The sequence below is a fragment of the Nocardia tengchongensis genome (assembly GCF_054781395.1).
The window spans coordinates 861,681-881,706 of the sequence record NZ_BAAGUM010000006.1 but is presented as its reverse complement, the minus strand read 5'-3'; the positions used below and the strand labels follow the sequence as shown (position 1 = coordinate 881,706).

Here is a 20,026-nt window from a genome sequence, read left to right as displayed (position 1 = left end):
TAGGTTGTTCGCGTGCACAACGTTTTGGCCGATCGGGACTTGCTGGAATCGCTCGCTGCGGAGGTGGAAGAAAACCTCACGCGGCATATCGCCGTCGCGGCGGAGTGGCAGCCCCACGACTACGTCCCGTGGGACAGTGGCCGCAACTTCCAGGCCATGGGCGGAACCGACTGGGAGCCGTCGCAATCGGAGCTCAGCGAGGTCTCCAAGACCGCGCTGACCGTCGGCGTGCTGATCGCCGACAACCTGCCCTCCTACCACCGTGAGCTGGGCAAGTACCTGCGCACCGGGCCGTGGTGGCGCTGGGTCGGCCGTTGGACCGCCGAGGAGAACCGGCACGAGATCCTCATCCGCAACTTCCTGATGGTGACCCGCGCCGTGGATCCCATCGCGCTGGAGCGGATGCGCATGGCGGCCATGACCGCCAGCTTCAACCGTCCCGGGATGCACCTGCTCGACGTGCTCGCCGTCGCCGCCTTCGAAGAGGCCGCGGCCGGCATCCGGCACCGCAACACCGCGCGGCTGACCGACGACGTCATGGTCACGTCCATCTCCGAGCGCCTGGCCGCCGACGACGAGCTGCAGGCCGTCTTCTTCGCCAACCTGATCTCGGCCGCCCTGGATCTGGCGCCCGACCAGACCATGCGCGCGATCGCCGACCGCGTCGCCGACTTCCAGGTGCCGGTCATCGAACTCGCCGACGGCCGCACCAGCGACCAGGTGCTCGCCGAGGCCGGCATCTACGACCGCGCCCAGGAGCCCGAACTGGTCTTCGCGCCGCTGCTCGAGCAGTGGCAGGTCTTCACCCGCACCGACCTGGGTGAGACCGGCGAGCTGGCCCGCGCCGAACTGGCGCACCTGCGCCGCTGAACCACTCGCGTTCTCGAACGTGAAGCCGCGCCTCGCGCGTGGTTACGATGCCGACGCCCGCCGCGACAACGTGGCGGGCGTCGTGCTGTGTGCGGCCGGTCTACCCGGGCAGGACGGCCCGGACGACACCGGCCGCCGTGCCGCGCAGGACGTTCTCCCACGAGAAGTGGTCGTGCCACAGGGTGATCCGGCCGTTGCTGAATTCGAAGGTGCCGCACACCCAGAACCCGATCTCGATCGGGCCGACCCGCAGGTAGTCGGTGCGCTCGGTGAGCACCACGCCGTCCTCGGTGGCCGCGATGTGGTGCATGTCGGCGCGGAAGCCGAAGCGCGGGTTGGTGAACAGGCCCAGCACCCAGCGCACGCGGTCGATGCCGCGTACGTCGGGCAGTGACGTGTTCTTCCAGACGATGCCCGGGTCGGCCAGCTCGAGGGCCTCGGGCACGATGTTCATCTCCAGTGCGGCGAAGAACTCGCGCACCGTGGTGACCGGATCCTGTTTCAGCTCGGGTAGCTCCGCCATGAGCCGAGCGTAAGCCGAATCAGGGCCGCGGCACAGACATTCGCGACATGTCTCGCGGCGTGGCGAATCGGGTTCGCCGGCTACCGCGCGCCTACCGGCGGGTGTCGATCAGGGCGGCCACGCCGTCGAGGATGCGGTCGATGCCGAAGCGCAGGCCGTTGCCGAGTTCGGAGCCGCCGTCGGGACCCATGGCGGCGGCGAAGGCCGCGACCGCGTACGGGAAGCGCTCGGCCTGCGCCGACAGCACCGAGCCGAGTTCGCGGGCGAGCTGGCTCTCGGCGGGATCGTCGTCGGTGATGACCGCGCTGTGCTGGGCGATCGCCCGCACGTGACCCAGCAGCAGGACGACGGTGTCGAACTGTTCGGCGACGGTCAGGCCGGTGTCGGCGAGCACGCTCAGGGCCGAATCGATCCACGCGAGTTCGTTGGGGCCCATCGGGCGGATGCCGGTGGCCAGTTCGTTCGCCCAGGGGTGGGCGCGGACCCGGTCGTAGAACGTCTCGCTCCACGGCCGCAGGTAGGCGTGCCAGCGCGATTCGGTGGCGCCGGGCGTTGCGGCCGCGACGGACGGCGGGTCGCCGAGGGCGGCGTCGAGCATGAGCGCGGTCAGTTCGGTCTTGCCGGGGACGTAGCGGTAGAGCGCCATCTTGGCGCAGCCGAGGCGTTCGGCGAGCCGGGCCATGGACAGCTTGGCCAGTCCTTCGGCGTCGGCGATGGCGATGGCCTCGGTGAGGATGCGCTCGAGCGTGAGGGACGGTTTCGGCCCCCGTCGAGGGCGGTCGGGGGAGCCCCAGAGCAGTTCGAGCGTGGTGGGTGCCGGCATGGTCGCCATCCTTCCGGATTTCCGGGTTGACAGGTAACTGCGTCCATCATACGCTTTTAATCATCAACAGCGTCCGACGGACGCAGTTACTGAAAGGGTCCCCACCATGCGCAACACCACCGTCCTCATCTCCGGGGCCAGCGTCGCCGGACCCGCCCTCGCCTACTGGCTGCACCGCTACGGCTTCCAGGTCACCGTGGTCGAGAAGGCCCCGGCGCTGCGGGCCGGCGGGCAGGCCATCGACTTCACCGGCGAAACCCACATGACCGTGCTCGAGCGGATGGGCGTCCTCGCCGACATCGAACGCCGCCAGACCGGCAAGACCGACATGGTGATGCTCGACGAGTCGGGTCGGCAGCGCGCGGTCATCAGCGGCGACTTCACCGGCGGCGACCTCGAGATCCTGCGCGGCGACCTGGCCCAGGTCATGTACGAGCGCACCGCCGACACCTGCGAATACCTGTTCGGCGACACCGTCACCGCGCTCACCGAGACCGCCGACGGCGTGGACGTCGAGTTCGCGCACGCCCCGGCCCGGCGCTTCGACCTGGTCTTCGGCTGCGACGGAATCCATTCGCGGGTACGGAAACTGACCTTCGGGGCCGAATCCGAGTTCGTCTCCCACCGCGGCTACTACTACGCGCTCGCGGGCGCATCGCAGTGGGAGGACGCCGACGCGCCGCGCGACCGGGCGGTGTCCTACGGCTGGAACGCGCCGGGCCGGCTCGCGGTCAACGGCGGGGCGAAGGCCGCACAGATGTACATGTTCGCCGCACCCGAACTCGACTACTCGCGAGACGATTTCGACGAACAGCGGCAGATCGTCGCCGAGAAGTTCGCGGGCATGGGCGGCGACGTGCCCGGCATGCTGGCCCAACTCCCGCACCTGGACGGGTTCTACCTGGACTCACTGAGCAAGGTGACGATGAAGAGTTTCGTCGCCGGGCGTGTGGCCTTGGTGGGCGACGCTGGCTACGGAAACACGCTCGCCGGCTTCGGCACCGGGCTCGCTGTCATCGGCGCGTACGTCCTGGCCGGGGAATTGGCGGTCGCCGACGGGGACCACACCGTCGCGTTCGCCCGCTACGAGGACATCATGAAGCGATACATGCGCAAGGCCGACGACGCGCGGCCCGGCCCGTTCCTGGCCCCGAAAACCGCTCTGGGCCTGCGTTTCCGCAACTGGTTCCTGGGCTCGCGGGCCTTCGACATGATGCTGAAGTACGCCGACTCGGCGAAGAACGACATCGAGCTGCGCGACTACCCCGCGCTGCTGGTGCACTGAGCAGGCCACTGTGTGCCCGCACGTTCCTCGCCGTGCGCCCGCAGGCTCAGCGCCAGGGCCCGAACAACCCGTTCGCGTACTCGGTGAGCGCGTTCTGCAGGAACGGCCCGAAACTCACTCGAGCGACGCCCAATTCGGCGAAGTGATCGCGTCCGCCCTGGGTGGGGACACCGATGGCATTGACCGGCAACGGCAGTTCGCCGGTGAGCCGCCGCATCACCTCGGGCTCGTGCATGCCGACCGGATAGAGCACGTCGGCTCCCGCGGCCGCGGCGAGACGCAAGCGGTTGATCGCACTGTCCAGCCGTTCCTCTGGGGTACCGGTGTCGGGGCGGATGAACACATCGGAGCGCGCGTTCACCACGAAATGCACCCCGGTCGCGTCGGCGGCCCGACGCAGCTCACCGACCAGATCGGCATGCTCCTGCGGTTCCCGCAGCCGCCCGCCCTCGCTGTGCACGGTGTCCTCGATATTGAGGCCGACCGCCCCCGCCTCGAGCAGACCCTCGATGAGGGTGACGGGTTTCTGCGCATAGCCGGATTCGATATCCACCGAGACGGGGATGTCCACGGCAGCGGTGATCTCCCGAATCCGCGCGGTCACCTCGGAGAAGGTCATCCCCTCCCGATCCGGCTTCCCCAGCGAATTGGCCAGCGGATGGCTGCCGACGGTGATTGCCGAGAATCCGGCGTCCCGCACGAGCCGCGCGGACCAGGCGTCCCACACGGTCGGCAGGATCACGGGATTTCCGGGTTGGTGGAGAGCGAGAAAGGCGGCGGCTTGCTGCTCGAGGCTCATGCCCCGATCCTGCCCCACGACACCGGCGAGCGAAAGGCCGCTACGCCGGTGCCGGCCCGGCGAAGCTCAGTTGCCGTCGACCTTCGCCATCGACAGGACGTCGAGGCGGCGGTCGAGTTCCTCGAGCGAGAGGTTGTCGCCGATCAGGCCGCGATCGATGACCGTCTGGCGGATCGTCTTGTGCTCCTTCAGGGCCTGTTTGGCGACGGCGGCCGCCTCCTCGTAGCCGATGGCCGAATTCAGCGGGGTCACGATGGACGGGGAGGACTCCGCCAGGTGCCGGAGGCGGTCCACGTCGGCGACCAGGCCTGCGACGCACTTGTCGGCGAACAGGCGGGAGACGTTGGCCAGCAACCGAATCGATTCGAGCACGTTGCGGGCCATCACGGGGATGTAGACGTTCAATTCGAAGGCGCCGTTGCCGCCGCCCCAGGCGATGGCTGCGTCGTTTCCGATGACCTGCGCGGCGACCTGCGTAACCGCTTCCGGCAGTACCGGATTCACCTTGCCGGGCATGATCGAGGAACCGGGCTGCAGATCCGGCAGCTGGAGTTCGGCCAGGCCGGTGAGCGGGCCCGAACCCATCCAGCGAATGTCGTTGGCGATCTTGGTCAGGCTGATCGCGACCGTGCGCAGCGCGCCCGACAGCTCCACCAGCGCATCGCGGGCGGCCTGGGCTTCGAAGTGATCGCGCGCCTCGGAGAGGTGGTCGAGGCCGGTCGCCTTGGCCAGTTCCGCAACGACTTTCGCGCCGAATCCCTCCGGTGCGTTGAGGCCGGTGCCGACCGCGGTGCCGCCGATCGCCAGCTCGCCGACCCGCGGCAGGGTGGCCAGCAGGCGTTCGACGCCCGCGCCCACCTGCCGGGTGTAGCCGCCGAACTCCTGACCGAGCGTGACCGGGACCGCGTCCATCAAATGGGTGCGGCCGGACTTGACCACCGACTTCCACTCCCGGGACTTGTCCTGCAACGCCAGCCGCAGGTGATCCAGCGCCGGGATCAGTTCCTTGACCACCGCCTCGGTGGCCGCCAGATGCGTTGCGGTGGGAAAGGTGTCGTTGGAGGACTGCGACATGTTGACGTCGTCGTTGGGGTGCACGGTGACGCCGTCGCGGGCGGCGATGCTCGCGATCACCTCGTTGGCGTTCATGTTCGAGCTGGTGCCCGAACCGGTCTGGAAGACGTCGATCGGGAACTGGTCGTCGTGGCGGCCGTCGGCGATCTCGGCCGCGGCGGCGATGATGGCGTCGGCCTTGGTCTTGTCCAGCAGGCCCAGATCGCGATTCACCGCGGCGCAGGCCGCCTTCAGCAGGCCGAGCGCGCGGATCTGCGCGCGCTCCAGGCCCCGTCCGCTGATCGGGAAGTTCTCCACTGCGCGCTGCGTCTGGGCGCGCCACAGGGCGTCGACGGGGACTCGAACCTCACCCATCGTGTCGTGCTCGATCCGGTACTCGGTCATGAAATCGACCCTAGGCCCGTGCCGCGCCTCGTGGGGGTGCCACGCCTGAGGGAATCGGCACACCCGGCGCCGGGAATAGCGCTGCGGGAGGTAGCAGAAAAAACGAGCCGCCCCGGTGGATGGATCCACCGGGGCGGCAAGCTGTTTCGCGCCGCGATCAGGGCAGCGGCATGGTGGCGTGCTCGTCGCCCACGAAGTCCACCGACGCGTACTCGCGCAGCTTGGTCAGGCGGTGGAAGCCGTCGATCATGCGGATGGTGCCGGACTTGGCGCGCATCACGATGGACTGGGTGTACGCGCCGCCACCGTAGTAGCGGACGCCCTTGAGCAGGTCGCCGTCGGTGACGCCGGTGGCGCTGAAGAACACGTCGTCGCCGGAGACCAGGTCGGTGGTGTTCAGGATGCGGTCCAGGTCGTGGCCGGCGTCGATGGCCTTCTGGCGCTCGGCGTCGTCCTTCGGGGCCAGCTTGGCCTGCAGCGCGCCGCCCATACAGCGCATGGCGGCCGCGGCGATGATGCCCTCGGGGGTGCCGCCGATGCCGATCAGCATGTCCACGCCGGACTCCGGGCGGGCGGTGGCGATGGCGCCGGCCACGTCACCGTCGGAGATCAGGCGGATGCGGGCGCCCGCTTCGCGCACGGCCGCCATGTGCTCGGCGTGGCGGGGGCGGTCCAGGATGCAGACCGTGAGGTCGGAGACCGAGGAGTTCTTGGCCTTGGCGACGCGACGCAGGTTCTCCGCGATCGGCGCGCCCAGGTCGATCACATCGGCGGCGTCGGGGCCGACGGCGATCTTCTCCATGTAGAACACGGCCGAGGGGTCGAACATGGCGCCGCGCTCGGCGACCGCCAGCACGGAGATGGCGCCGGGCGAGCCCTTGGACATCAGGGTGGTGCCGTCGATCGGGTCGACCGCGAAGTCGAGTTCGGCGCCGGTGCCGTCGCCGACCAGCTCGCCGTTGTACAGCATGGGCGCTTCGTCCTTCTCGCCCTCGCCGATCACCACGATGCCGCGCATGGAGACCGTCGCCACCAACTGCCGCATGGCGTCCACGGCCGCGCCGTCGCCGCCTTCCTTGTCACCCCGGCCGACCCACCGGCCCGCGGCCATCGCCCCGGCCTCGGTGACCCGGACCAACTCGAGAGCGAGGTTGCGGTCCGGTGCCTCGCGGCGGCTGGATGCGGTCATGGGGGAGCCTCCTTGTAGTCAACTGCTGCGTAGATTGTCGCATTGCGGTTTTCGGCTCCACGCAAGTACTGACGTTTCACTTTCGCCCTGGTCGTGGACCTTTACGGAAGCGGCCGGGCGGAAACAGGGTCGCGGGCGGTGCCACGGTCCCTCGTTAGCGGCACTGTGAGCCGGGTCGCACCCGGGGCCCGTGGATACTGTGTGCGTGTCGTACCAAAAGCCCCGCAGCCAGAACGACTACAAGGACCTGATCTGGTCCTTGCTCCCGCTGGTGCTGATCTGTCTGGTCATCGCGGGCATCGCGAGCCAGTGCTCGTTCTCCGCGAAGGGTCCGACACAGGGCCAGATTCCGAACTTCGACGTGAAGAGCGCCCTCACCGACGACGCGCGGCACCTGTCGTTCCCGATCCGCCTGCCCGCGCTCCCGGACACCGCGCCGGACAAGTGGACCCCCAACTCGGGCAGCCACGACACCATCACCGGCACCGGCGGCGGCGACCTCAGCACGGTCGGCTACATCAGCCCCGAGGGCACCTACATGCAGCTGACCCAGTCCAACGCCAGTGTCGAGGCGCTCGCCAAGAAGTACGCGCCCGTCAAGGTCGCGACCGGCAGCGAGCAGCGCGGCGACCACAAGTGGAGCGTCTTCGCCGAACCCGGCTCCGAGCCCGCGTGGATCTCCGACTTCGGCGACGTCCGGATCCTGATCAAGGGTGCGGGCAACGGGGCGGCCTTCAACGCCCTGTCCACCGCGGTGGGTCAGGCGCAGCCGCTGCCGCGCAGCTGATTCCGCGATCCCCACGGGCGGGGCGCCCGCCCGCGGGGACGCCGCCGGCTACTCGGCCGAAGTGCGGTGCGCGAGAGCGTCTTCGACCCGCTTGCGCGCGCCCGCCAGATGCTGCTCACAGCGGGTCGCGAGCGCCTCGCCGCGCTCCCACAGCGCCAGCGAATCGTCGAGATCCATGCCGCCCTGCTCCAGCATCTTGACCACGTTCACCAATTCGTCGCGGGCGCGCTCGTAGCCCAGCGTGGCGATCTCGGTGCGTTCGTCGTCGTTCATCAGGAGTCCTTCCGGGTCGGGCGGGGAGCCAGGGATTGGGAGCCGAGGGCCGCGGCGGAGATCGCGCCGTCGGCCACCCGGATACGGAGCTGGGTGCCGGGCGGCGAGTCCTCGATGGCGCGGACCACCTCGCGGTCCTTGCCGTTCACCCGCTGCACCACCGCGTAACCGCGGGCCAGCGTGGCGGCCGGGCCGACCGCCGCGAGTTTCTCACGCAGATGCCGGGTGGTGGTCGACTCGCCCGAGAGCCGATGATCGACCGCGCGCTGGGCGGCGGTGCGCAGGCGCTCCACCTCGTCGTGGCGCTGGTCCAGCAGACGCAGCGGGTCGGCCAGCACCGGGCGGGAACGCAATTGGGTCAGGGCGCGGGTCTCCCGGTCCACCCAGCCGCGCAGGGCCGCGTTGGCACGGGACCGAAGCTCCTGCAGCAGCGCGGTTTCGGCGGCGGCGTCGGGGACGACCCGCTTGGCGGCATCGGTGGGGGTGGCGGCGCGCAGGTCGGCCACATAGTCCGAGATCGGATTGTCCGGTTCGTGGCCGATGGCGCTCACGATCGGCGTCTTCGCGGAAACGATGGCGCGGCACAGGGTCTCGTCGGAGAACGGCAGCAGGTCCTCCACGCTGCCGCCGCCGCGCGCCAGCACGATCACATCCACTTCCGGGTTCGCGTCCAGCGCCGCGATGGCCTCCAGGATCTGCGGCACCGCGGTCGGGCCCTGCACGGCGGTATTGCGGATCTCGAACCGCGCCGCGGGCCAGCGCTGGGTCGCCACCGTCACCACGTCGTGCTCGGCGGCGCTGGCACGGCCGGTGATCAGGCCGATCCGATTGGGCAGGAACGGGATCGGACGCTTGAGCCGCGGATCGAACAGGCCCTCCGCCGCCAGCAGCGCCTTCAACCGTTCGATGCGGGCCAGCAGCTCGCCGATGCCCACCGGCCGAATCTCGGTGACCCGCAACGACACCGTGCCCCGCCCGGTGAAGAACGACAGCTTGCCGTACACGACGACCCGGCTGCCCTCCTGCAACGGCACCGCGGAACTGCGCAGCAGCTCCGGGTCACACGTCACCGACAGCGACATGTCCGCGGCCGTATCCCGCAGCACCAGAAACGCGGTCCGCGTGCCCGGGCGCAGATTCATCTGGGTGATCTGACCCTCCACCCACACCGCGCCCAGCCGGTCGATCCACTGCGCCACCTTCACGGCAATGGTCCGCACCGGCATCGGGTTCTCGGCGGACGAGCTCGGCGGCTTCGCGGCGCTCGGCGGCGTTTCGGTGCTCACGGCACCGATTCTGTCAGTGACCACCGACGCCGGGTGCATGCCGCCCGCCCGACACGGAATCCGAACCCGGCCCCCGGAAACACCGGACGCCGGCCGCCCGGGGTGAGCCCACCCGGGCGACCGGCGTCGGTCGAGAACGTCGTCTACTGCGCTCGGACCGTCGCGATGCGGTTGGTCAGCATGGTGACGAAGGGGGCGCGGTCGCGGGTCTCCTGCTCGTAGGCGAGCAGGGCGGCCAGGTCGTCGACGGTCAGCTGCCGCAGCCGGGCGCGCAGCTGGGCGATGGTCATCTCCGAGTAGGCGAAGCGGGTCGCCACCTCGGGCTCGGCGACCGCGGGCTCGGGGGTGACTTCGGTCTCCACGGCGGGTTCGGGCGCGGCGGGTTCGGGCGCGGCGGCGACCTTGGGCTCGGCGGGCGCGATGGCGACCGCGGCCGGGGCGCTGCCGTTGTGGCCGTTGGTGGCGGCCTTGGAAGCCGTTGCGGCCGCGACGGTCTCGGTGATCACCGGTTCGGCTGCCTCCTGCGCGGCCGATTCGGTGGGCACCGGAGCCGGTTCGGGCTCGGTGAACAGGTCGAAACGGCTCCGATAAGCCGATTCAGCGGCGAAGCTGGGAGTTAGCTCGTCGTCCTCGTCCTCATCGAAGGTGGCCCACGCGGGCTGCTCCTCGGACTGGGTGAGCAAACGGTCGAAGACGGCGTCGCCCTTGAGAGCGAGGCTGGTCACGAACTGCTGGAGGTGCATGGTGGTCTGCAGCATCTGGCTGATCGCGGTGATCGGGAAGTTGATCGCGGTCGCCGGTAGCCGTCGAGTTTCCTCGAGCGCATAGGCGGCGGCCCCGGCGGCGACCCGGGCCAGGAACGGAGGTCGGAACATGCCCCTAGCCTGCCCGAAACGCCGTGTGATGCAAAGGCGACAAGGCACAAAAAGTGATTGTGATGCCAACCTCCGGGCGAATGCGCGCCGGGCCGCACACGTATTCTGTGGAGCATGTCCTCGGGTATCCCTTTGAACGTCGGAATCGTCCGGTCCGCGGCGGGTGATGCCGGCGCGCCGTTGAGCTCTTCTGCCAAGCGCGTACTGCTCGCCGAACCACGCGGTTATTGCGCCGGTGTGGACCGGGCGGTCGAAACAGTGGAGAAGGCGCTCGAAAAGCACGGCGCCCCCCTCTATGTCCGCAAAGAAATCGTCCACAACCGGCATGTGGTGGAAACCCTGCGGGATCGCGGCGTGATCTTCGTCGACGACACCGAGGAGGTGCCGGAGGGCGCGCTCGTGGTGTTCTCCGCGCACGGCGTCTCCCCGGCCGTGCACGAATCCGCCGCCGCGCGCAACCTGCACACCATCGACGCCACCTGCCCGCTGGTCACCAAGGTGCACCAGGAGGCCAAGCGGTTCGCCCGCGACGACTTCGACATCCTGCTCATCGGCCACGAGGGCCACGAGGAGGTCGAGGGCACCGCCGGTGAGGCGCCCGACCACGTGCAGCTGGTGGACGGCCCGGACGCCGTCGACAGCGTCACCGTGCGCGACGAGAACAAGGTGATCTGGCTCTCGCAGACCACGCTGTCGGTCGACGAGACCATGGAGACGGTCAACCGCCTGCGCGAGAAGTTCCCCAAGCTGCAGGATCCGCCCAGCGACGACATCTGCTACGCCACCTCCAACCGCCAGACCGCGGTGAAGGCGATGGCGCCCGAATGCGATCTGGTGATCGTGGTCGGCTCCCGCAACTCGTCCAACTCGGTGCGGCTGGTCGAGGTCGCGCTGACCGCCGGCGCTCGCGCCGCGTACCTGGTGGATTACGCCCGCGAGGTGAATACCGCGTGGCTGGAGGGCATCGGCACGGTCGGCGTCACCTCGGGCGCCTCGGTTCCGGAGATCCTCGTGGAGGGGGTGCTGGAATTGCTGGCCGAGCACGGTTTCGGCGAGGTGGTGCCGGTCACCACCGCCAATGAGACGCTGGTTTTCTCGCTGCCTCGCGAACTCCGCGCCTCCCGCGGGTAATCTCGCGGCCCGCGGGTAATCCGCGCGTCGAAAACACATTCGCGCCCGCCGCATTCGATGCGGCGGGCGCGAATTGCTATCCGGATGATCCTATTTCGCGCCGGATTTCCTGATTGCCGGAAATCTACGGTGCGTGTCGCTCAGGTGTCGCCGTGCGGGATTCCGGCGGCTTCTGTCAATGCCGGTACGTGTCGCGTCAATGGCGGTTCCCGGTGCGCGAATTGTGGAGATCAATGCACGAGATGGTGGTGACCGGAGCTCGGGAGGGCGGCGCTCAGCGCTCGATGCGGCCCGAATCGCGTTCGCGGTAGCGCACATTCGGGCGCGGGTGCGGCGGCACCTCGCCGGGCTGCGGGCGACGACGGCGGCCGCCCTCGGCGGCGGGGGGCGGATTGCCGGCGGGAGCGGCGTGCCGCTCCGTGCCGCGGCCCGCGGCCTGTTCGGGACTCTGGGCGCGGCGGCGGCGACCATCGCCCTCGGCGGGCTCGGGGGCGGCGGGCTGGGCGGCGCGGCGTTCGCCGGTGCGGGGCGGTTCGGCGGGAACCGCGCGACGCTCACCGGTGCGCGGCGGCTGCTCGCCGTACTGGGCGCGGCGGCGGCCCTCGGCGGCGGGGGCGCCGGACTGCTCCGGGCGTGCGGCCCGGCGGCGGCCCTCGGTGGCGGGCGCGGCGGCGCTCGTGGTGGCCGGATCGGCGTCGGGGGTGCGACGGCGGCGGGACTCACCGGCCGGTCGGTTCGAGCCGACGCGCGGCGGCCCGGCGGCGACCCGGCCGCCGGCTCCGCGGCGGGACGAGCGGGCGGACTCGGTGTCGGGCGCCTCGGTTACGCCCGCTTCCACGCCGGTGGCGTCGTCGCCCGGCCGGAAGCGTCGTCTGGCCGGGTCCTTGGTATCGGTGGAGCGGGTGCGCTGGCTGCCGGGGCGGGTGGCCCGGCCCCGGGTCGCGCGCGCCTTGCCGGAGTCGAAGACCGAGTCGGCGCCCGGCTTGCCCTCGTAGCGGTGCATGGCGATACGGACCGCGCCGACGATCAGCACCAGCGTGGTGGCCAGCGCCATCGTGGGGAATCGGTTCACCAGCGGGATGGCCAGATTCAGCAGGATCTCGCGCAGCTTGAAGCTCCGGGCGGAGCCCAGGAGGAGCTGATAGAACACCGGCACCGAGATGAACAACAGCAGCGGCGGCAGCACCAGCGCGGTGAACAGACCCCGGAAGCGGACGGCCAGTACGGCCAGCAGACAGCCGATCACATACAGGCTCGCGAAGGTGCCCGTGAGCTCGTCGCCGCCCTGCGCGTCGATCAAGAACCCGACGAACGTGCACGTCACGGCGATCAGTACCGCGACTCCGGCGGTGACGCCGGGAACCGACGGCAGGATCGAACGGTGCGACGGGGGCACCTCGGTTCGCTCGCGTTGGGTAACTGCCACGTCAAGCACACTAAGGCATATCGGTGTTTCGCGAGGCAGGCGACATCACGCGGGCACGTTGAATCGCATGAACCAGGGGGTAGCTACGGGGTCTGCGGGGGCGGTACCGAGCGGTTGCTCAGGCCTCGAATTCACCCCCGGCACGGAACCCGTGTTCGCCGGCACGGAATCCATGTTCGCCTCCGGCACGGAATCCATGTTCGCCTCCGGCACGGAATCCATGTTCGCCTCCGGCGAAGCCGACCGCCCGAGGCCAGCTCTCGACGTTGCGGACCTCCGGCGGCGGGGCGTCGGCGACCCCCAGATCGTGCATCTTGCGGGCGGTCACCAGCACCCGCGACTCCATCGAGGCCACCGTGTGGTTGTAGGCGTCGACCGCCTTGCCCAGCTGGGAGCCCAGCCGGTCCAGGTGGCGGCCGGTGGTGCCGAGCCGGGTGTAGAGCTCGCGGCCCAGCTGCTGGATCACCGCCATGTCCTCCGACATCGCCTCCTGCCGCCAGCCCAGTGCCACCGTGCGCAGCAGGGCCATCAGGGTGGTGGGTGTCGCCAAGACCACATTGCGACCGAAGGCGTACTCGAGCAGTCCGGAGTCGCTGGTGAGCGCCGCGTCCAGGAACGGATCGCCGGGCACGAACAGCACCACGAATTCGGGGGAGGGGTCGAAGGCCGCCCAGTACTCCTTGGCCGCCAGCTGATCCACGTGATTGCGCAGATGCCGGGCGTGGCGGGCGAGGTGGCCGTCGCGTTCGCGCGGATCCTCGGTGCCCGCGGCGTCCAGGAACGCGGTGCACGGCACCTTGGCGTCCACCACGATCTGCCGGCCGCCCGACAGACGCACCACCAGGTCCGGGCGCACCACAGTGTCGCCGCGCCGGGTCACCTGGGTATCGAAGTCGCAGTGCCGGGCCATGCCGGCCAGCTCCACCACCCGCTCGAGCTGGATCTCACCCCAGCGGCCCCGGACCTGCGGCGCGCGCAGGGCCGCCACCAACTGCCCGGTCTGCGTGGACAACTGATGCGACATCCGCTGCATGCCCGCGACCTGTTCGCGCAGGCCGGAATACGCGTTGATGCGGTTGTGCTCGACCTCGCGGATCTGCCGGTCCAGACTGCCGACCGCGTCGCGCAGCGGCTCCACCAGCGCGCCGATCGCATGCGACTGCCGCCGTGCGGCGTCCTCGCTGGCCGCCCCGAGTGACTGCCGCAACAATTGCTCGTTGTCCCGCATGGCCGCCAGCCGCGCCTCGGCCACCGCCGCCCGCTGCCCCGCCCGCGCGGCATGCCCGAGCCAGCCCAGGGCCAGCCCCGAAACGAACACCAAAAGCAGCGCGAACAGCATCGGTGCGGTCATGGCCAGTGATAGTGCCGTACCGCACCGACAAAACCGGGAAACCGCCGCCGCACCGTGTCCGGTGGCCGCCGCGAAAACAGTTGTCCCGTGGGCGACGCCGATCGCGCCTCGCCGTACCTCAGCGTGTTCCAGACGACTCGCCAGGGTATCGCTGAACCTGTCGGAGTGATCGCCTAGCGTTTGGCGGCATGCGGATCCTGCACACCTCCGACTGGCATATCGGGCGCACCTTTCACGGCGTCGATCTGCTGACCGATCAGGAGTGCTCGCTGCTGGCCATCGCGGAATTGGTGCGGGCCGAGGGGGTGGACGTGGTCGTGCTGCCGGGGGACGTGTACGACCGTTCCATTCCCAGCGCGGATGCGATTGCGGTGTGCAATCGGGGATTCGAGGCAATTCGGGCAGCGGGGGCCACCATTATCGCGACCTCCGGAAATCATGACTCGCCGACGCGGCTCGGTGCGCTCGGGAGTTTCGCGGCGGCGGGCGGATTGCATTTGCGCTGCCGGATCGCGGATGTGGCGCGGCCGATCCTGCTCTCCGACGAGTTCGGCGAAATTGCCTTTTACGGCATCCCTTACCTGGAGCCGGAGATCACCCGGGTGGAATTGGGCGTACCGCAGGCGCGTTCGCACGCCGAGATCCTGGACGCGGCCATGAGCCTGGTGCGCGCCGATCTCGCGAGCCGGGCGGGGGCGCGGTCGGTGGTGCTGGCGCACGCCTTCGTGGTGGGCGGCGAGGCGACCGGGTCGGAGCGGTCGATTTCGGTCGGCGGGGTGGAGACGGTCTCGCTCGCGTCGTTCGACGGCATCGACTACACGGCGCTGGGGCACCTGCACTCGCCGCAGACGCTGTCGGAGTCGGTCCGGTATTCCGGCTCGCCGCTGCCGTATTCGTTCGGTGAGCGCTCGCACCGCAAGGCCGTCTGGATCGTGGATCTCGACGCCGCGGGGCTCGCGGGCGTTCAGCGTCACGAACTGCCGGTGGTGCGGGGGCTGTCGCAACTCACGGGAACGCTGGAAGCCCTCCTGGAAGCGCCGGAGCACGCCGCGGCCGAATCCCACTATGTCTCGGCCACCCTCACCGACACCGCGCGCCCCGTGGACGCCCTGCGGCGGCTGCGCGATCGCTTCCCGCACGCGGTGCACGTGGAATGGCAACGCCCCGGCGGCAACCCGGAACTCCACTACCGCGAGCGCGTCCACGGCCGCCGCGACACCGAGATCGCCCAGAGCTTCCTGTCCGACGTCCGCGGGGTGCCGACCGCCGGTGAGATGACCTGGCTCGAACGCGCCCTCTCCGCCGCCACCCGCGAAAAGGACGGCCCGCGCCGAATTTCCGCGCAGGGTGAGCCCGCCGTCTCGGTTGCCGCCGAGGCGGTGTCCGCGACAGCGGGGAGGCCGGCTGCGGTTGTCGAGCCGCTCGCGGTCGAGGATGGACCGGCGCCGGAGTCGGCCGCGGTGGCGGCGCGGGTGGTCAGTGCGGCCGGGTTCGACGGGTCGGTGCGTGGATCGGACGCGGCGGAGGCCGATGCGGCGCTCGGGCTGTTCGATGTGGAGGAATTCGGGTTGGCGCCGGGTGAATCGGGCGAGTCGGTCGAGGGGAAGACCGCATGAGCCGTGGGGCACACGGTGTTTCGGCATGTCCTGCCGGTGTGGGCGGGCGGCAGGTTGTCGAATGGGCTGAGGCGTGGCGGGAAGGGGACGCGGCATGCGGCTGCATCGGCTGGAGCTGACGGCTTTCGGGCCGTTCGCCGAGACGGCCGTGGTGGACTTCGACGAGCTGGGGGCGGACGGGCTGTTCCTGCTGCACGGTCAGACCGGGGCCGGCAAGACCACGGTGCTCGACGCCATAGCGTTCGCGCTCTACGGCAAGGTGCCCGGCGCGCGTGAGGAGGGCAAGCGCCTGCACTCCGATCACGCCGACGAGCAGACGCCGCCCCGCGTGCTGCTGGAGGCCACCGTGGGTGGCCGGCGGTTGCGGCTGGTCCGCTCGCCGGAGTTCCAGCGGCCCAGCAAACGCGCCAAATCCGGGTGGGTGAAGGAGAATTCGGTCGCCACCCTGGAGTGGCTGGACGGCCGCGGCCAGAACCTGTCCCGCATCCCCGATATCGGCGACGAGGTGCTGCGCCTGCTCGGTATGAGCGCAGACCAGTTCTTCCAGGTAGTGCTGCTGCCGCAGGGCGATTTCGCGCGCTTCCTGCGCGCCGACAACGAGGAACGCGAGAAGCTCCTCGAAAAGCTCTTCGACACCGAGCGTTTCGGTACCGCCGAGCAGTGGCTGATCGACAAGCGCCGCGCGAGCACCGCCGAACTCGACACCCGCAAACACGGCATCGACGCGTTGATCGCCCGGGTCGGCACGGCCGCGGGCCTGCCCGCCACCGACACCGCCACCATTCTCGAATCGGTCGCCTGGTCCCAGTCCCTGCTCACGACCGCGAGCACCCACCTGTCCGAGACCGCCGCCGATCTCAGTCGGCGTCAACAGGATTCGTCCCGGGTCCGCACCGCCGCCGAGGCCGAACGCCGCCGCCACGACCTGTTCCGTCGCCGCGCCGCGGCCCACGCCCAGCTCGCCGACTTCGCGGCCACCGCCGACCACCGCGCCGCCCGCCAATCCGAACTCGACCGAGCTCGCCGCGCCGAACCGGTCGCCGCCGCCCTCGCCGAGGCCCGCGCCGCCGCCATCACCCTCCGCCGCCGCACCGACGACGCCACCCGAGCTGCCGAACAACTCGCCGACCGCCTCCTCGACCCGCCCAGCGCCGAACTCCCCGGAACCACCTGGGCCGCAGCCGATCTGGCTGCCGCCGAGTTGTCGGGCACCGACCTGGCCGCCGAGCTCGCCGACATCACCGGGCCCGCCGTCGCGGTGGACGATCGTGACGGCGACTCGGGGCTGGTCGGCGATCAAGAGCACCGAGAACCGTACGGCGGGGGCTCCGGCCTCGAGGCGGCGGTCAGGGGTTGGAGTGCGCAGGTGGGGGCGCTGGATGAAGTGCGGGCCGACGCGGAGTCGGCCACTCGGCTGGCGCGGGAGCTGGCGGGGCTGCGGACCGAGCAGTCGGATCTGAGCGCGCGGGCGGCCGAGCTGGCCGCGCGGCTGGCCGAATTGCCGGAAGCCGTTGCCGGTGTGGAGGTTCGGCTGCGGGGGGCGGCGGATGCGGCGGCCGCGCTGGCGGGGCTGCGGGCCGAGTGTCTGCGGCTGCGGATGTCGGCCGAGGCGGCGGTGGAGTTGGAGCGCAAGCGCGGTGAGCTCGCCCGCGCGGGAACGGCTTTCGAGCAGGCCCGCAGTGGGCATGCCGAGGCGTGGAAGCGGACGCAGGCGCTGCGGGAGCAGCGGATGGCCGGGATGGCCGCCGAATTGGCGGAGGCGCTGACCGAGGGGGAGCCGTGCGCGGTGTGCGGGTCGGCCGCGCACCCGGATCCGGCGCGGCCCGCCGCGCACGCGGTGTCGAAGGCAGACGAGGACGCGGCGCTGGCGGCGGAGCGGGCCGCCGAGGCCGCACGGGAGCGGGCGGGGCAGGCGGTGGCCGAGCTGGAGCGGGCCGTCGAGGTGCTGGTCGAGCGGGGCGGCGACGTGGACAAGGCCGAACTGGCAGCCGCACTGGATGATTCGACGCGGAAGTTCACCGCGGCCGAACGGTCGGCGGGCCTGGTGGACGGGCTCACCGCCGAGCTGAACACCCTGCGCTCGGACCAGACCCGATTGCAGGACGAGGCCCGCGAAGCCGAAAGCCGCGGCAGCGCGACGACGGAGCGGATCGTGGCCACCGATCGGCGGCTGGCCGAACTCACCGAACGGTTGCGGGCCGCGGCCGGGGCGGACGGCACGGTCGATCGGCGGCGGGCCCGGCTGGCGGCGCTGGTCGAGGAGGCCACGACGGTGCGCGCGGCCCGCGTCGAGGCGGTGACCGCGCGCGAGCAGGTCGCCGCGGCCGCGGTGCGGGTCGAAAAGCTGTCGTACGAGGCGGGTCTGGTGGAGTCCGCGCCGCCGGTGATGGGGGAGTCGGGGCCGGACTACGCCGTGCTGGGCGAGTACGCCCGCGCCGTCGACGCCGCCTCGCGAACGGCCGCGCAGCAGTCGCAGATCGAAGACGAACTGGTGACGGCCGACCGGACCCGCGCCCACGCCGAAGCCGTCCTAGCCGAACCCGAGATCCGCGCCGCCGGTGACGCGGAACCGGGTGATCTCACCGAGCTGGAAAACGCGGTGGCCCAGGCGGAATCGGCCCTGAACCGGGCGGTGGCCGGCCATGCCGAGGCCGAGCGGCGAGTCGAACAGTTGACGGGTCTGTGCACTCGGTTGCGGACGGCCGTCGACGACATCGCCCCGCTGCAGCGCGCCCACGAGGAGCTGGCCCGCCTGTCCGAGGTGGTGGCGGGCCGCGGCGAGAACAACCGCCGCATGTCGCTGCGCTCCTACGTGCTGGCCGCCCGCCTGGAAGAAGTGGCCGTGGCCGGATCGGTCCGTCTACGTCGAATGTCCGGCGGCCGTTACGAATTCGTCCACACCGATGCCGCGGGTCCCCGTGGCCGCCGCGGCGGCCTGGGCCTCGACATCCGCGACGACTACACCGGCGCGGTCCGCCCCGCCAAAACCCTCTCCGGCGGCGAAACCTTCATGGCCTCCCTGGCTTTGGCCCTCGGCCTGGCCGATGTGGTGTCGGCCGAATCCGGTGGCCTGGTCATGGACACCCTGTTCATCGACGAGGGTTTCGGCAGCCTCGACGCCGACACCCTCGACTCGGTCATGGGCGTCCTCGACGAACTCCGCTCCGGCGGCCGCGTGGTCGGCGTGGTCAGCCACGTCGACGAAATGCGCCAGCGCATCCCCAGCCGCCTGCACGTCATCCGCGGCCGCACCGGCTCCCGCCTGGAAACCTCGGTCGGCGTCTAGCGATCGCGGGTTCCGGCTCACCTGCAATCAGGCCCGAGTGGCTGGAGTTGCCAGGTGCCGCCCACCTGAGCAGGCGCTGCACACATCGGCGCTGTGATCGGCGAGAGTCGCCGCGCGCCGTCGGATCGATCGGCGGGTGGTGCCCGGTCAGGCCCGGGTGTAGCGGATTTCGGCGCGGGCTCGGGCCTTGGCGGCCTCGACCCCGCGGTCCTTGGGCGGGGCGTTGGTGGTCAGGCCGTCCAGGAGGCGGGTCGTGGCCGCGGTGATCTCTTCGACGGCGAGGTCGAAGGCGGTCTGGTTGGCTTGCGAGGGTTTGGTGGTTCCGCTGATCTTGCGGACGTATTGCAGGGCGGCCGCGTGCACCTCGTCCGGGGTGGCCGGCGGCTCGAAGTTGTGCAGGGTGTGGATGTTGCGGCACATGGGTGCGAGCCTACGCCCGGGGACCGACGGCGCTGGTCGGAGCGATGGGAGGGTCGGGAGACGCGGCAGTGCTGGTCGCGCGATGCGAGCAGCGCTGGTGAGGGGACTCGGGACCGTTGCTCAGGCGGATTCGTGGTCGAGTAGCCAGCGTTTGATGGGCAGGCCGTAGCGGAAGCCGCCGAGGCTGCCGTCGGTGCGGATGACCCGGTGGCAGGGCACGAACAGCGCGGCGGCATTGCGGGCGCAGGCGTTGGCGGCGGCGCGGGTGGCGGCGGGACGGCCGGAGATGGTCGCGAAGTCGGTGTAGGTGACCGGGTCGCCGGCGGGCACCTTGCGCAGGATCTCCCAGGCGTGGGTGAGGAACGGCCCGGAGATCTGATGGACGGTGATGGCGTCGATGGCCGTCAGGTCACCGGCGTGATAGTCGGTGATCGCCCGCGAGACCGCTCCGAGCGAGTCGCGGGCGCGCAGCTCCGCGGGCCGGATGCTGGGGTGGATGAGCGCGCGCAGCTCCTCCGGATCGGCGGTCCAGCCGGAGGCCAGGACCACCCCGTCGGTGTCGACCAGCGCGGTGAACGGGCCTGTGGGTGTGCTCAGGGTGGCGTAATCCGCTGGTGCGTGCATGGTT

At 70.6% G+C, this 20,026-nt stretch carries 17 protein-coding genes and 1 pseudogene; 6 read left to right on the top strand and 12 right to left on the bottom strand.

Features of this window, described 5'->3' with window-relative positions:
- Positions 1-12 precede the first annotated feature (12 nt).
- A complete protein-coding gene (locus tag ACYVKL_RS15120; RefSeq protein ID WP_379163617.1) occupies positions 13-870 on the top strand; it encodes an acyl-ACP desaturase in 858 nt (285 codons plus the stop codon).
- Positions 871-970: 100 nt separating this feature from the next.
- Here the strand turns inward: ACYVKL_RS15120 and ACYVKL_RS15115 are convergent, their stop codons facing one another.
- Together ACYVKL_RS15115 and ACYVKL_RS15110 are read right to left on the bottom strand one after the other, a co-directional pair.
- Positions 971-1,393, bottom strand: a complete 423-nt coding sequence (locus ACYVKL_RS15115; protein ID WP_213559566.1) for a limonene-1,2-epoxide hydrolase family protein — start codon at positions 1,391-1,393, stop codon at positions 971-973.
- 91 nt (positions 1,394-1,484) lie between these two features.
- Positions 1,485-2,216, bottom strand: coding sequence for a TetR/AcrR family transcriptional regulator (locus ACYVKL_RS15110; RefSeq protein WP_379163615.1), 732 nt, complete (start codon positions 2,214-2,216; stop codon positions 1,485-1,487).
- A gap of 106 nt (positions 2,217-2,322) precedes the next feature.
- On the opposite strand from ACYVKL_RS15110, the gene ACYVKL_RS15105 reads away from it, so the two are divergent.
- Positions 2,323-3,501, top strand: coding sequence for an FAD-dependent monooxygenase (locus tag ACYVKL_RS15105; protein WP_379163612.1), 1,179 nt, complete (start codon positions 2,323-2,325; stop codon positions 3,499-3,501).
- Between the two features lie 46 nt (positions 3,502-3,547).
- On the opposite strand, the gene ACYVKL_RS15100 is transcribed toward ACYVKL_RS15105, so the two are convergent.
- The 3 genes from ACYVKL_RS15100 to glpX form a co-directional block, all read right to left on the bottom strand.
- Positions 3,548-4,300, bottom strand: coding sequence for an isocitrate lyase/PEP mutase family protein (locus ACYVKL_RS15100; protein WP_379163609.1), 753 nt, complete (start codon positions 4,298-4,300; stop codon positions 3,548-3,550).
- Positions 4,301-4,366: 66 nt separating this feature from the next.
- Positions 4,367-5,758, bottom strand: coding sequence for a class II fumarate hydratase (locus tag ACYVKL_RS15095; protein ID WP_379163606.1), 1,392 nt, complete (start codon positions 5,756-5,758; stop codon positions 4,367-4,369).
- A 157-nt stretch (positions 5,759-5,915) separates the two neighbouring features.
- Positions 5,916-6,947, bottom strand: coding sequence for a class II fructose-bisphosphatase (gene glpX, locus ACYVKL_RS15090; protein ID WP_213559571.1), 1,032 nt, complete (start codon positions 6,945-6,947; stop codon positions 5,916-5,918).
- Between the two features lie 205 nt (positions 6,948-7,152).
- Between glpX and ACYVKL_RS15085 the strand changes: the two genes are divergently transcribed.
- A complete protein-coding gene (locus ACYVKL_RS15085) occupies positions 7,153-7,734 on the top strand; it encodes a DUF4245 domain-containing protein (RefSeq protein ID WP_379163602.1) in 582 nt (193 codons plus the stop codon).
- Positions 7,735-7,782: 48 nt separating this feature from the next.
- Here ACYVKL_RS15085 and ACYVKL_RS15080 read toward each other — a convergent pair whose 3' ends face one another.
- The 3 genes from ACYVKL_RS15080 to ACYVKL_RS15070 form a co-directional block, all read right to left on the bottom strand.
- Complete coding sequence (locus ACYVKL_RS15080) at positions 7,783-8,007, bottom strand: exodeoxyribonuclease VII small subunit (RefSeq protein ID WP_213559573.1); 225 nt, start codon at positions 8,005-8,007, stop codon at positions 7,783-7,785.
- On the bottom strand, positions 8,007-9,233 hold the full coding sequence (gene xseA, locus ACYVKL_RS15075; protein ID WP_379165743.1) for an exodeoxyribonuclease VII large subunit: 1,227 nt from the start codon (positions 9,231-9,233) through the stop codon (positions 8,007-8,009). Before xseA ends, ACYVKL_RS15080 begins: the two co-directional genes overlap by 1 nt.
- Positions 9,234-9,436: 203 nt before the next feature.
- Positions 9,437-10,168, bottom strand: a complete 732-nt coding sequence (locus ACYVKL_RS15070) for a lipid droplet-associated protein (protein WP_379163599.1) — start codon at positions 10,166-10,168, stop codon at positions 9,437-9,439.
- Between the two features lie 114 nt (positions 10,169-10,282).
- On the opposite strand from ACYVKL_RS15070, the gene ACYVKL_RS15065 reads away from it, so the two are divergent.
- Positions 10,283-11,299: a 4-hydroxy-3-methylbut-2-enyl diphosphate reductase gene (locus ACYVKL_RS15065; protein WP_379163596.1), complete on the top strand. Its 1,017-nt coding sequence runs from the start codon at positions 10,283-10,285 to the stop codon at positions 11,297-11,299.
- 274 nt (positions 11,300-11,573) lie between these two features.
- On the opposite strand, the gene ACYVKL_RS15060 is transcribed toward ACYVKL_RS15065, so the two are convergent.
- Both ACYVKL_RS15060 and ACYVKL_RS15055 read right to left on the bottom strand, forming a co-directional pair.
- Positions 11,574-12,725 (bottom strand): DUF6542 domain-containing protein, encoded by a 1,152-nt coding sequence (locus tag ACYVKL_RS15060; RefSeq protein WP_460771983.1) that lies wholly within the window; start codon positions 12,723-12,725, stop codon positions 11,574-11,576.
- A 118-nt stretch (positions 12,726-12,843) separates the two neighbouring features.
- Positions 12,844-14,076: a DNA recombination protein RmuC gene (locus ACYVKL_RS15055; RefSeq protein WP_379163590.1), complete on the bottom strand. Its 1,233-nt coding sequence runs from the start codon at positions 14,074-14,076 to the stop codon at positions 12,844-12,846.
- Positions 14,077-14,264: 188 nt separating this feature from the next.
- Here ACYVKL_RS15055 and ACYVKL_RS15050 point away from each other — a divergent pair.
- Positions 14,265-15,428: pseudogene (locus tag ACYVKL_RS15050) on the top strand (exonuclease SbcCD subunit D); the annotation flags it as partial.
- Between the two features lie 358 nt (positions 15,429-15,786).
- Complete coding sequence (locus ACYVKL_RS15045) at positions 15,787-18,978, top strand: AAA family ATPase (protein WP_379163587.1); 3,192 nt, start codon at positions 15,787-15,789, stop codon at positions 18,976-18,978.
- A 147-nt stretch (positions 18,979-19,125) separates the two neighbouring features.
- Here ACYVKL_RS15045 and ACYVKL_RS15040 read toward each other — a convergent pair whose 3' ends face one another.
- Together ACYVKL_RS15040 and ACYVKL_RS15035 are read right to left on the bottom strand one after the other, a co-directional pair.
- Positions 19,126-19,398 (bottom strand): DUF2277 domain-containing protein, encoded by a 273-nt coding sequence (locus tag ACYVKL_RS15040; RefSeq protein ID WP_379163584.1) that lies wholly within the window; start codon positions 19,396-19,398, stop codon positions 19,126-19,128.
- A gap of 120 nt (positions 19,399-19,518) precedes the next feature.
- Entirely contained in the window at positions 19,519-20,022 is a 504-nt protein-coding gene (locus ACYVKL_RS15035; protein WP_379165742.1) for a methylated-DNA--[protein]-cysteine S-methyltransferase, read from the bottom strand.
- Positions 20,023-20,026 lie beyond the last annotated feature (4 nt).

Bases quoted from the DNA above. Each gene is read 5' to 3' on its own strand.
- ACYVKL_RS15045 (WP_379163587.1), top strand. From the start codon at position 15,787: ATGCGGCTGCATCGGCTGGAGCTGACGGCTTTCGGGCCGTTCGCCGAG.
- ACYVKL_RS15080 (WP_213559573.1), bottom strand. From the start codon at position 8,007: ATGAACGACGACGAACGCACCGAGATCGCCACGCTGGGCTACGAGCGC.
- ACYVKL_RS15040 (WP_379163584.1), bottom strand. From the start codon at position 19,398: ATGTGCCGCAACATCCACACCCTGCACAACTTCGAGCCGCCGGCCACC.
- ACYVKL_RS15100 (WP_379163609.1), bottom strand. From the start codon at position 4,300: ATGAGCCTCGAGCAGCAAGCCGCCGCCTTTCTCGCTCTCCACCAACCC.
- glpX (WP_213559571.1), bottom strand. From the start codon at position 6,947: ATGACCGCATCCAGCCGCCGCGAGGCACCGGACCGCAACCTCGCTCTC.
- ACYVKL_RS15115 (WP_213559566.1), bottom strand. From the start codon at position 1,393: ATGGCGGAGCTACCCGAGCTGAAACAGGATCCGGTCACCACGGTGCGC.
- ACYVKL_RS15065 (WP_379163596.1), top strand. From the start codon at position 10,283: ATGTCCTCGGGTATCCCTTTGAACGTCGGAATCGTCCGGTCCGCGGCG.
- ACYVKL_RS15095 (WP_379163606.1), bottom strand. From the start codon at position 5,758: ATGACCGAGTACCGGATCGAGCACGACACGATGGGTGAGGTTCGAGTC.
- xseA (WP_379165743.1), bottom strand. From the start codon at position 9,233: ATGCCGGTGCGGACCATTGCCGTGAAGGTGGCGCAGTGGATCGACCGG.
- ACYVKL_RS15035 (WP_379165742.1), bottom strand. From the start codon at position 20,022: ATGCACGCACCAGCGGATTACGCCACCCTGAGCACACCCACAGGCCCG.
- ACYVKL_RS15110 (WP_379163615.1), bottom strand. From the start codon at position 2,216: ATGCCGGCACCCACCACGCTCGAACTGCTCTGGGGCTCCCCCGACCGC.
- ACYVKL_RS15055 (WP_379163590.1), bottom strand. From the start codon at position 14,076: ATGACCGCACCGATGCTGTTCGCGCTGCTTTTGGTGTTCGTTTCGGGG.
- ACYVKL_RS15070 (WP_379163599.1), bottom strand. From the start codon at position 10,168: ATGTTCCGACCTCCGTTCCTGGCCCGGGTCGCCGCCGGGGCCGCCGCC.
- ACYVKL_RS15105 (WP_379163612.1), top strand. From the start codon at position 2,323: ATGCGCAACACCACCGTCCTCATCTCCGGGGCCAGCGTCGCCGGACCC.